General features: G+C 54.3%; 9 protein-coding genes. All 9 read left to right on the top strand.

Annotation, left to right across the window (positions count from 1 at the left end; genetic code table 11):
- Nucleotides 1-194 (top strand): hypothetical protein (locus ACOYNV_RS21700; RefSeq protein WP_422901897.1); only part of this gene is annotated, 194 nt, incomplete at its 5' end.
- A gap of 1,012 nt (nucleotides 195-1,206) precedes the next feature.
- Nucleotides 1,207-1,707 carry a 3'-5' exoribonuclease domain-containing protein gene (locus ACOYNV_RS21695; protein WP_422901896.1) on the top strand — a complete coding sequence of 167 codons (501 nt, stop codon included), beginning with the start codon at nucleotides 1,207-1,209 and terminating at the stop codon, nucleotides 1,705-1,707.
- A gap of 23 nt (nucleotides 1,708-1,730) precedes the next feature.
- Nucleotides 1,731-2,627, top strand: a complete 897-nt coding sequence (cas6, locus tag ACOYNV_RS21690; protein WP_422901895.1) for a CRISPR system precrRNA processing endoribonuclease RAMP protein Cas6 — start codon at nucleotides 1,731-1,733, stop codon at nucleotides 2,625-2,627.
- 39 nt (nucleotides 2,628-2,666) lie between these two features.
- On the top strand, nucleotides 2,667-4,349 hold the full coding sequence (locus ACOYNV_RS21685) for a hypothetical protein (RefSeq protein ID WP_422901894.1): 1,683 nt from the start codon (nucleotides 2,667-2,669) through the stop codon (nucleotides 4,347-4,349).
- Nucleotides 4,350-4,432: 83 nt separating this feature from the next.
- The gene (locus tag ACOYNV_RS21680) at nucleotides 4,433-5,926 is read left to right on the top strand and encodes a hypothetical protein (protein ID WP_422901893.1); all 1,494 of its coding nucleotides are present in this window, start codon (nucleotides 4,433-4,435) and stop codon (nucleotides 5,924-5,926) included.
- Nucleotides 5,923-7,713, top strand: a complete 1,791-nt coding sequence (locus ACOYNV_RS21675) for an RAMP superfamily CRISPR-associated protein (protein ID WP_422901892.1) — start codon at nucleotides 5,923-5,925, stop codon at nucleotides 7,711-7,713. The genes ACOYNV_RS21680 and ACOYNV_RS21675 overlap by 4 nt, the downstream gene beginning before the upstream one ends.
- 25 nt (nucleotides 7,714-7,738) lie before the next feature.
- A complete protein-coding gene (locus ACOYNV_RS21670) occupies nucleotides 7,739-11,683 on the top strand; it encodes an RAMP superfamily CRISPR-associated protein (protein ID WP_422901891.1) in 3,945 nt (1,314 codons plus the stop codon).
- A 10-nt stretch (nucleotides 11,684-11,693) separates the two neighbouring features.
- Nucleotides 11,694-11,978, top strand: a complete 285-nt coding sequence (gene cas2, locus ACOYNV_RS21665; RefSeq protein WP_422901890.1) for a CRISPR-associated endonuclease Cas2 — start codon at nucleotides 11,694-11,696, stop codon at nucleotides 11,976-11,978.
- 27 nt (nucleotides 11,979-12,005) lie between these two features.
- Nucleotides 12,006-12,515, top strand: a 510-nt coding sequence (locus ACOYNV_RS21660; protein ID WP_422901889.1) for a reverse transcriptase domain-containing protein, incomplete at its 3' end; no start/stop codon positions are given.

Below are 12,515 nucleotides of genomic sequence, written 5' to 3'. Positions count from 1 at the left end.
CAGCGGCAGTTCGGAGAGGTAAAAATGGACATGGCGCGGCACCAGCGCAATCCAGGGGTTCCACGCCCAACGCCGCGAAATCTTTCACTTGTGTTTTCCATGCTCAAAAACGGTCGTTTTTGAGCATGGAAACTGAGAATTTATGCTGCACCAGCCGCAGCATCGTGTGCGAAGGTCTCGAAAACCATTCTTGAAACGCCTCGGCGGCATCGATGAGTTATGAGAATGCCATCGAACGGTACCTGAAAGATTTCGCGGCGTTGGGCTTACAACCCCAGAACGCCTTTGACACCATCATTTGACCTCTTCATTTGCTCATATCAGCAAGTTCATATTGTTTTTTAACGATTTTTTCGTGGCCGAAAAGAGCCGCACCAAATTGCGATTGGCCATGGCGGCCATGGGTCAAAAGGAAACGGTCGTGAGCGAACTATGCAAGGAGTTGGGGGTCACCCGCCAGACCCTTTACCGCATATCGTTACACACAAGTTTCACAGAAAATTCGTAACTCATTGATTTCTATAGCTATAGTCTTATGAATTCTATAGCAGAGTGATGCTTATAAGTTATTGATTTATAAAGACTTTTTGACTTATGTGTAACGATATGCCTTTACCGGCATCTTGGCCCCGACGGCGCGCTGCGCCAAGACGGTCAAAAGATGCTGGGACGCAGAGAAAACCAGGGACTCTGAAATTTTCGTGGATTTGGGCGTACAACCCCTACTATAACTGTTAAAGTCGTTGATTCAGCGGGGTATGGATTGAGTGGATATAAAGTTAAATGCTATGGGGGTGATGTAATTAAAACTGATAAAAATGGTAGGGCTGATATTGAAGTTGACGGATCGACTGTCACAATCTATGTGAACGGTTCAAAGGAATATGACTCATCTACCAGCAGATGCCAAAATCCACTTATTATTGAGCGCTGAATATCAATTAAAAAAATATTGATTTTTTGATGCTCATGTTTTTTTAGGGATACGGAAATCACAAATATCCCGTTTCTGGCGGCACTGATGGGTGCATTGCGTCGTTGCAATCCGCTTGTTTATCTGGCTAAACATCGCGCCTAGCACTGCATCCCATCAGCACTCATCATAAACGGTACATTTGTAATTTCCGTATCCCTTAGTATATTTCTTTCGCTAATTGTTTTATGCAGTTTTCTAAATTTGAGACAATTTATTATTAAGGTACCAACATGAAATTTTGGTTTGATACAGAATTTCAAGACGATGGACGAACGATTGATTTAATCAGTATCGCTGTAGTTGCAGAAGATGGGCGAGAATACTACGCAGTATCAGAAGAATACCGTCATCAACGTGCTTCTTTGTGGCTTCAAGAGAATGTTCTCAAGAATTTAGCAGATGCACCTTCCTATTCACGGCTTCAAATACGCAATGATCTTCAAAAATTTTTTTCATTCAAAACTCACTCATGCGACGACATTTCAACACCAGAATTTTGGGCTTATTGTGGTGAATATGATTGGATTGTGTTGCGACAATTGTTTGGAGATCTGATGGCTTGGCCAGTCGGATGGCCTCTTTTTGCGATGGATATCGAACAGTGGCGAGTTCAGCTGAGGGCGCCGGCCTTTAGGCCACAAGGACTAGGCCAGCACAATGCGCTGGCTGATGCGCGCTACACGCGAGAGTGCTGGCAAGAACTCGTCAAATACTCGATAAGTCGAAAGTGACCGTCACCGCAGCAATGTAAATCATGATACTGCTCAGTTTCAACATCAAAATAGAGCCTAGTAGAGATGCATTTCCTCTCCATTTGGGCGGGGCATTGCACGGATTTGTTGAGCGAGCTGTGCTCAATCACGCACCCCATCTGTTGCCAGTTTTGCGACCCGCTGGTGATGACGAATATGCAAGTCTGGCCATCGAACCGCCCCCCTATGGTCAACCGGTTACCAATCACTTGCGGTTTGGAGTCGTTCTTTTTCGTGATGCTACCCAAAGCTGGAGCGTAATCACCCGTGCACTCATTGAACAAGCTCCAAATGGCTTGAATAATTGCGCTATCAAAATTGATAGTTCGTCGATGATTCAACCGGGTAGCCACGTGCAGCCGGTTGTAATGAATGGTCGCTTGATTGACCCGGTGCCCTGGCCCGAATCACCAGCGGCTTGGCTCCGACGTGCTGAAGTCACTCAACCTCGACCTGAAGCGCTCACTACCCATCTTCAGACGCTTGAATTTCGCAGCCCATTACTGATAGGTTCTCGCGGAAGCATACGGCGCGACCATCAGGTGCCTTGGCCCACACTAAAAACACTTCTCGACTCTCTGGCCAAGCGCATGCTGGCGCTGGAGCCAGAGTTAGCCAACTTTGTAGGCATTGCACATGGCTGGCGTGCCAGTGAACTATTTGAAGCGGTCAAACCCTTGACACCGGCAGACGCACCAGCATCGCAAATACAGTGGCCCTACGCTGCTCACCGGGGCATCTTCAAGCCCGGCATCGTTGGCCGTCTGAACTTCCACGCAGAACTTGGGCCTGTTGAACTGGCGCTGCTGCACTGGGGCCAGTGGCTGGGCGTTGGGCAACAAACCACCATGGGTTGCGGGCGCTATGTATATCAACCAGACAGGCGCTTATCCAACTGATTCATAAACTTCAAACAAGCTTTTTTTCAGAGGCTTCATATGGACAATCAAACTGACTTAACTTCCGCAACGCCTTCAAATCCAACAGTCGAGCACCTGATCCATGTGATTTGCCTGCCTTTGCAACTCAAGCGCAAAAGCCAGGCTATTTCACAGATTGACGATGTTGTGCCCCAACTCACAGCCGACGGCAGTCCTTGGCATCTTGCAAGTGGCCCGTTCCTGGAAGAGTTAACCGAAACACAACGCTGGCAGGCGCGCGTTTATTTCCATCCTTTTGTGTGCCGTTTCCTGTTCGATCCGCAGCGCAGCCGCTGGCTGCAGCGCGACGACATCAAAGCCATAGAAGTGACACTGCCCAAGACTTGGAATCTGGAACCAGTCAAACTGAAACTAAAAGTATTACGCTGCCAACTGGTAATTTTCCAGCCCGACATCGCCTGCTTGCTGTTGGAACTTGACTACACCGCCACTGATACCCAACCGGCTCTGCAGATGCACGAATTGCAGCGCCTGCTTGACCGCCTGCGCCGCGTTTATCCGCCCTTCTTTGGTTGCGACAATGGTATTGAATTCGGTGGCCACTGCGCCGAGTTGGTGGAACTGCTCGACCTCAAGGGCAGTCCCATTGGTGAGGCGGGGCGTTATGCCCCCACCGACTACCAAGAAAGCTTACGCAAGAGCGGGCAAGAGCGCTCTTGGAAACCCGGTTGGTCCGCACACTGGAAAACCCTGTTGGCGCCGATGTACACAGACCATACACCGGACGATGGGCACAGCATCGGACTCCGCCAGTTTAGCGATGACCGTGCTGCGATCATGAGCTACGTTGCCTTCAATGATCCGCGTGCACTCAATCCTGGTCAATGGACGCGACTGTGCTTTGCAGATGACCATGGCTACGACCCGTTACCCTACGCAAAATCATTTTTGGCTGACTTTGAGCAGCGCCATTGCTATGACCGTTACTGGTACACCGGGCCAACGGCAGATCCTTATGATCCGATGCCTGATAGCCGTGATAATCCCTCGCGTGTGCTCAACTGTGGCTATGCATTCAGTTATGTGGGTAAATCTAAAGACTGGTTTTTCGAGCAAGACCTTACAGGTGCCCTGTTTACCTTTCGCCACATTTACGTGCCCATGGGTGTCATCGCGCACATGCAGCGTGCAGCGCTGTTGGCAGCGTCGCATCGGCTCACGTACATGGTGCAGCGAAAAAACGATGACATCAGATTGCCCGACACAGAAGAGGTCCGCAAGTTTTACAAACAGTTCATTGAATTTACCCAGACCTACTGGTTTGACGAAGTCAGCCCGCAAGAACAGGGGCAGCAAATTTTTTCTCGGTGGCGTGAGTATCTGCGCGTCCAACCGCTCTACGACGAAGTACGTCAGGAACTACGCGATCTGGCCGAACATAGTGAACTACAAGCCGGACGCATTGAACTTGAACAATCTAAAAAACTCAATGAGACTGTTGGTCGTCTTGGTGTTTTCAGTCTGGCGCTAGCGACCATTTCCGCCATCGCAGGCATCTTCGGAATGAACGAATTTGACAAATTGAATTCTTTATCGCTATTCTCTATCTTCACAGCTGTGTTGTTCATAAACATTCCCTGGCTGACTTGGCGCGTTTATCAAATCAAGGAAGTTCGGGCCTTGGCTTTATCTGTGCTGCTCGGGCACCATTCATCTCCCTCTGCGAACACAAAACCATGAACCTACTGCGCATCGAAGGCGTCAATCTCGCCTACACCATCTTCGACACCGAAGACCTCAACACCCGCCGTGGCGGCAGCCTGATGCTGCTCGATGCCATTAACGATATGTGTCTGAAGTTCAAAGGCAAGCTAGATCCCATCAGCACCGGCGCTTCAGCAGGCTTGTTTGAAATCCTGGGCGACAACAAGCCCGAGGAACTCGTCAAGGAGGTTCGCAAGTGGCTACGAAGCGACAACCTCTACCGTAATGCCACGTTTGTGGTGAACATCGCCCAAGGCGAGTTCAGACAAGCCAACGAGCAGGTCATCGCAGCCAACCGCTGGCAGCAAATGCAAAGCCTGAGCTTTGCCACGGCAGGACTCCAGGCCAGCGAAGCCATTTGCAAGACCGACGAAGTGCGCCCAGCCTCGCCCCGCGGCCCAGAAGACCCCAAAAACAGTCTTTCGGTTCAATGCCGACGTAAACACGGTCGCGACCAAAAGCAAGCGTTTTATCAACGTTTGCTGGGTGACCATGCGCCACAGGCATTCACCAGTGAATTCGAATCGCTTGCCAAAAATATAAACAATTCGCTCGTTCCCACACAAAACCTCAACGGAAAAATGGCAGTGTTTTATGCCGATGGCAACAGCTTTGGCAAGATTGGCAGTGCGTGCAAAACACCAGACGACCTCAAAAGATGGGACACCTACATCAAAGCGCAGCGAAAGGAGTTGCTGGACAAGGTTCTACAGCTCGCCCAATCCGACCCGCGCTGGCAAACGCAGACCGGCATCGAAACACAAATTCGGCTTGAAACACTGCTTTGGGGTGGCGACGAACTGATGTTTGTTGTTCCCGGCTGGTGTGGTATGGCCTTGGCTAACCTGTTTTTTGAACAAACCGCCGGACAAATGAGTTACCCGGTTAATGGCAAAGACAAGCCACTCACCCATGCCTGTGGCTTGGTGTTTTGTCACCACCAAGCCCCCATCAGCGCCATCAGCCAATTGGCCAAAGCACTGGCCGACAAATCCAAAGAAGACATCAGCGCATTTAAGGGCAAAGACAGCCTGAACTGGCTGGTGCTTGAGTCATTTGACCAAGCGGGCAGCGATCTGGATGCGTTTTTGCAGATGCGCTTTCGCGGCAAGATTGCCAGCTGGGATACCCTCACGCTCAGCCCCACTGCCGTTAACGCTCTGGCCTGCAAGCTCAGCGCGCAAGAACCCAGCTCACTCAAAGTGGCACTGCCGCGCTCAACCATGGTGCGCGCCCTGCGCATGATTGTCCAAGGCGATGCATTGGACACCGGCACCGAGGCATCAGAGGCCCTGCGCCTGCTACAGCGTAGCTACACCAGCGTGAACAATGCGCTCAAGCCAAGCAGCGAAAGTGCCGAAGGTCACACCGAAGTGTTTAACCAGCTCTGGGCCCAACTGCATCCCAAGGGCAGCGCGCGAGATTGGCACACCATCGCCAGCCTGCAACCCGACCCAGATGACCTGGCCGCCTGGGTCAAGCTCATCGAACTATGGGACTACTGCCAAAACCCTGCCCAAACCACTCAAGCAACCCAAGAGGTGCAAGCATGAGCCGCACACTGCACACCATCACCCTCAGCGTCACGCTGCAAGCCCCCTATCTGGTGCATGGCAACGATGCCGGGCGCTTTGGTCTGGATGCCACCTTGCTGTTTGACCACTTGGACCGCCCCATCATTCCCGGCACGCTGCTGGCTGGGCGCATTGCCGAGGCTTGGCGCAGCTACGGTGCGCAATTGGGTCAGCCAAATGCCAGCGCCTGGCTTGGGCAGGCCGACCAAAGCAGCAACAACACCCAACAACGTGCCCGCATGCAGGTCGCCGACCTGGTGCTGTCGCGCATCAATGGCCAGGACGCAAGCGCTGCGTGCGCGCTGCACCACACCGAAGTTGCACGGACTGCGCTGGACGATGACACAGGATCAGTCACTCAAGGTGCGTTACTCATCACCGAGCAAATCAGCGACAGCGGTGCAGCACTGACTTTTGAAGGCACTTGGCACACCTGGGCAGAGGCTGAAGAAGTCAAAACGCTGGTGCAACAATTGCGCGCAGCGTTGTTGGTGCAAACCCAGCTGGGTGCCTACCGCGGAGTCGGCTTTGGCCGCTTGCTGGACTGCCGGGTCAACGCCCAAAGTGCCCCGGCCAGCCCCTATCTGCATCTACCGGCATGCTCAAAGCTGCGCCTGGGTCTGCAATTTGATGCCCCGATTTGCGTCAACACCACCAGCCGACGTGGCAACGTATTTGTCTCGGGCGATGTGATTCCAGGTAGCACGCTGCTGGGTGCTCTAGCGCAAACCCTGCTGCAGCTGCACGCAGCCAGCCGCTTGACCGACATCACCGGCAGCGCCTTGGCTCAGCATTTTGATGCGCTGCGCTGCACGCACGCCCTGCCAAGCACGCCCGGTGGTGGCCGGCCCATGCCCTTGCCCCAATCGCTAATTGCTATAGATAGTGAAGTGCTTGATGTTTACCCAATAAGCGTTGCAGGCACTTTTGTTAAAGCACCTGCATTCCAGACTGACTGGAAATCTGGCACTTTCAAAACTGCCAGCCAAGACCAGGGCTGGCGCAACACCGCACGCCATTTGCGTGTTCGCACGGCCATGCTGGACGGGAAAGCGGCAGAGGGCCAACTCTTTGCCTACGACTGCATCTATGCCGCACCAGCTACACCTGTCCAGTGGCAGTTTGACTTGGACTTGAGCGCCGTGCCCGAATCGGCACAACCCGCCGTGCGCCAAGAGCTTGCCAAGCTGCTGCGCCACGGCTTGGGGCCAATCGGCAAAACCGATGCCCGCGCAAAAGTCGACGTCATCGCACATGCGCAAAATGTCTGGCCCTCGCGGCTTGATGCCAAAGCGCAGCAACTTAAAGTGGGCGAACTCGTGCCCATGGTGCTGACAAGCGACGCGCTGCTGTTTGCCACAGATGCCATTGCGAACCAGACAAATCTTGACTTGACCACGCTTTACCGCAATGCCTTTGACGACTTGTCGGCACAAGCAGGGTACAGCGACACACTCACGCTCAGTCACTTTTTCGCCACCCAGCAACTGTGCGGCGGTGAGTCCTTGCACCGGCGTTATCTCCATCAAAAAAGTCCCGCCTACCAACCCTTGGCATTGACCCAGGCGGGCAGCGTGTTTGTGTTCAAGGTCAACGACCCGGACACTGCTACCAAGTTGCTTCGGCACTGGCAAGACCATGGCTTGTCGCTGCCCCAAGCAGTTCAACAACGCCACGGTCAGACCTGGCGCGACCACCCCTACATCGCACAAAACGGCTATGGCGAAGTAGTGGTGCAAGCCACCCTGCCATTCAAGGCGCTTTAGACCCCACCCCATTCAAGGATTCATCATGACTGCATCCGACACCATAGACACTCCCCAAAAAACCACGCGCCAACCTCTGCCCATGTGGCGCGTGCAAGGCATTTTTACCCTGACCACCCCACTGTCGCTTGGCACCGGGCAGGACGAAACCCTGACGAGTACCGATCAAGACAATTGGGTGAGTTGCATTGCCCGAGACCACCGGGGTGAACCCTATCTGAGCGGCAGCGGCATCAAAGGCGCATTGCGCGCCCTGGCCCGGCGCAGCGACTTACCGCCAGATCTGATGGACCGGCTTTTTGGCAGTGCCAACGGCGACCAAACCACCCCGGCACAGCTTGAAATCTGCAATGCCTACTTGCTCGCAAGCAAGTCACCCGGCGCAAGCCCATTGCCGGGTTTTGATCCGCAACGGCGCAGCGCCATGCTGATGCACTCGGTGCGCAACCGCGACTACGGCACCGCAGAACACCGCTTGCTGTTTACCGAACAAGTCGCCCCACCGGGTTGCCAATTCCGTTTTGAATGCAGCGCCCATGGGCTCGACGAAGCAGACATCGCCCACCTGCTGGGCCTATTGCAACTCGCCGGTGCGGCACTCAGCAGCTTTCAGTTGGGTAGCCGCCAAGCCAGCGACAACGGCCGCGTAACCTGGCAACTGGCTGAAGTGCGCCGCTTGAACGACTTGCATGCCCTGTGGCGCGCTGTACAAACCCAAGCCAATGCGGCCGTTGACTTGTGGGCAGGTGCTGCCCAGCCCCATGTTCATGCCAAAACGCTGACACAAAGCAGCGACGAGCTGCTGCTATTGACTGACTTGGCGCTAAGGTTCCACACCCCTTTTCTGGTTTATGAGGCCAACAAAGCCAAGAAGAACGTAGGCGACCCTGACGGCGTTCCCCGCAAAAACAGCGCCGGTCAGGCCGTACTGCCTGACAGCAGCCTACATGGCGCACTGCGCAGCCAGGCCGAGCGCATTTTGCGCACCTTGGGCGAAGAAACGCCAGCGGGCTACAAAGTGCCTGCCGTATTTGGCTTGGACAACGTGGCCCGGCTTGACCTGGCCAGCGTGCTGTTTGGCGCCACAGGCTGGCGCGCCGTGGTGCAATGCAGCGACTTTTTAGCCCCCAAGGACGCGCCTACGCTCAAGCACGAGATGGTAGCCATCGACCGCATCACCGGCGGTGGCAAAGACAGTGCCAAGTTTTCCATCCAGGCACTTGACTGCCCCACGCTGACCGGTAGCATCCGCCTCGACCTGGGCCGCCTGCGCAAACTGCAAGACCATAACCCCGACCTCGTTAGCCAAGTTCTGGGCCTGCTGGCCCATGTGTTGCGCGATCTGGATGAGGGGGACATTGCGCTGGGTTATGGCAAGGCCAAAGGCTATGGCGCTTGCACGGCTGGAACTGTCAAAACGTTCAAAGACTGTCTCGATAAGACCCTAACAGATTTGACCTGTGCATTGACCGCGTTTGCAGCCAACTTCAAGGACCCGCAGGAGCCACATCAGCCATTAAGCAACGCTGCCAACATACAAGCGCCGACTGGCCCGGATTTGGGGCGGGTTGATGGCGATTTTCACAACCCCTACGTGTTCATTCCATTTGGAACCGACTCACGAATAGATCAACGTCTGCCGTGGGAGCGGTTTCAGACCGACCCGAAAAAACAGATCGTATCCATCGACAACAAAACCCACCACAGCCATGCCAGCTACGCGCCCAATGCGTACAACGGGCGTTTGGTCTGCCACGTCATCCCGCAAACCCCCTTCTTTGTCGGGGCAGGGGATGCCGAGGATGTACAGCTACCCAAACTGAAAGAGCCTTTTAAACTCAATCAAAACCTGGCCTTGCCCGCTACCAGCTTGCGCGGCATGCTATCAAGTTTGCATGAGTCCATTACCCGGTCGCGTATGCGGGTGATGGATGACCGTAGGTATTCCACGCGAACACCCATGGAGCAAGCTCTCTCAGCGGTTGGCAGGCTGATGAAGATTGGTGGTGGCTATTGGATTCAGATGATGGCTTTGCCTACGCTCGAAATTGGCGGTAACAACCGTGCTGTTGTCCCACGCGAATATCGGGCTTTGTTGACGAGCATGCGGTCAGGCCTGGCACCATTGAAGTCATTGTTTGGCGATGTACAGAACGCGCCATTGCCAGACGGTTTCTCAACCTATTCGCCCACTGCTTCACAGAGCAGCGCACCTTGGTACATGGTGGATACCGTCAAACCCATGTGGCAAGACGACCGTGGGCAAATTTCCATTGATATTGACAACCCAAATGGTTTGCACATCAAAAATGCTGGCCACCGTCGGTTTCTCCTTGGAGTGCGCAGAACTCAAGTCGATCTTCCCATCAAACAAGCTGATGCAGTTGGACGTGCTGGTTTACAGGCTGGCTATTTGCGAATCATGGATGCACCTGGTCGTGATTTGGTAGACACCCGAAAACACGAGCTATTTGTCCCGTGCAATCATGCCCAGCGAAATGTTCCTTCTGAAATCAAGAAACGGATTACTGAAGGGCAAGAAAAATTAGCCGACATCGATTTGACAAAAGACTACCAATTGCTACCTATTCCTAATGAAGTCATCGATCGTTTCTGCCGCCTGGCCGACGAAATGACCGCCACACAGGACAATAAACCTGACCTCAGCAATGAGCATATTCGCCCATATCAGCCAGTGGGTTTGAGCCGTGGCGAAGTTGGCAAAACAGACCTACGCAAGCCAGAGCGGGCGTTGCGCCCCAAGCATGGCGATCTGGTTTACTTTCGCCCGGCCACAGACGGAAAAAGCATCGCAGAAATTGGCTACTCATCGCTGTGGCGCAAAGAACTTGAAAAAACGGCCGCAGAGTGGGTGCCAGCGCATGTCAGACCACTTAGCATGGAGGCCATACCCTCCAAAACCGTGTTGTCGCCGTCTGAGCTTTTGTTCGGGTTTGTCCAATGTCGTGACGAGAAAAAAACAGAGCCACAGTCAAAAGACATCATGGCCTTCGCCTCCAAGGTGCGCTTCGGGTTTGGGCAATTCACCAACAAAGAACCTCAGCAGACTCAAGACCCCGTCACGCTGAAAATCCTGGCCTCACCCAAGCCACCATCTCCAGCCATGTATTTCACGGGTGGGACCCTGGGGGCCAATGCCAGCTATGTGGCCAAGTTGGATTTGCTCAAAGACCCTGGTGGGCAAAAACTGAAAGGCCGCAAGGCTTACCTGAGCGCCTTGCGGACCGAGGGTGGTTTGGCGGTGCAAGCCATCAACCCTCTGGGCGAGAAGGGTGGCAAGTTGATGCCCTGGCAAAGCGCACACCCTGATGACGAAGATACCAAAAATCAAAAAGTGCGTATCAACCCCTTGTCTGGCGGCGAGTTCTACTTTGAAACGGATTTTGTCAACCTGTCCACTCCTGAAGTTGAATCCTTGTGCGCCACGCTGATGCCGCATGCGGGCTTTGAGTACAAGCTCGGCATGGGTAAACCGCTGGGCCTGGGTTCGGTCAAAGTTGATGTCATTGGTATGTTTCTGGTGAATCGTGTCACCCGATACCGGGAAACAGCGTTTGACACAGCCAAACGGTATGCCCAGGTCTGGAAAAACACAAGCATTAACGTCAGCTTGCCACCGCACCTGAGCGCTGAAAGCCAAGCTGAGCCGGTAGGCAACTGCCCTTCGCCAGTGGACTTGGCCCACACCCAAATGCAGATGCTCAAGCAAAAAGCCCAAGACATATTCAACGCCATCGTACTCACTGGCAACCCCAAAGCCGTCACCAAGCCAGTGCACTACCCACAACTACGTGGGCAAGACATTGAAGAAGAAACCTTCAAATGGTTTGTCAACAATGATTACGAGGATAGAAATTACACCGGAGAGAGCATGCCATTGGGGCAGTTCAATACCCAGTCAAACAGCCTTCCCGCATTGACGCGAGGATTCAAACGCGATAAGAAGTAGTTTTACCCCCATGCCTCCGCAAACCTGGCTGATCGCCTACGACATTGCCGACCCCAAGCGGCTGCGCCGGGTGGAGCGCAAAATTGCAGCAGTGGGCCAGCGTATCCACAACAGCCTGTTTCTCTGCAACCTCACGCAGCCCGAGTTGGCGCAGTTGCAACGGCGCGTGGCCCGGCTCATTCTGGCTGAACAAGACATCGTGCAATACGCCCCTTGGTGCGCGCACTGTCACCCTCACACCCAACACTTGGGCACGTCGGCTGAGCCGACTCACGCCAGTGCCTGGGTCATCTGACCAGCAAAACCACAGCCCACCATTCGCATGGCCGCACTGCTTCGCCAAACCCTCGCGTTGACCCGCTTGCGCGCCGCATATGACCGCGTAGCGCAAAACAACGGCCAGCCCGGCATCGATGGCATCAGCGTTGATGACTTTGGCACGGGCTTGGCACAAAGACTGGCCCACCTGCAAAGCCAAGTACTGGGCGGGCACTACCAGAGCGATGCGCTGCTGCGCGTCTGGTTGCCGCGCCCCGACAAAGCGCCGCGTCCGCTGGGCATACCCACTGTACGTGACCGGGTGCTGCACACCGCCCTGGCCCAAACCCTGACACCGTTGCTGGAGGCCGAGTTTGAAGACTGCAGCTTTGCCTATCGCCAGGGCCGCTCGGTGCGCATGGCAGTGGAGCGCATTGCCATGCTGCAACGCCAGGGCTACCGCTGGGTGGTTGAGGCCGATATTGAACGATTTTTTGACTGCATCCCGCACACACGACTGCTGTCAGAACTGCGCAGCGTGGCACCCGATGATGAACTCATTACCCTGGTTGGC

The organism is Propionivibrio sp., assembly GCF_049316945.1.
Classification (GTDB): Bacteria; Pseudomonadota; Gammaproteobacteria; order Burkholderiales; family Rhodocyclaceae; genus Propionivibrio.
The sequence above is the reverse complement of the archived record's forward strand: the minus strand, read 5'-3'. Positions and strand labels throughout refer to the sequence as shown.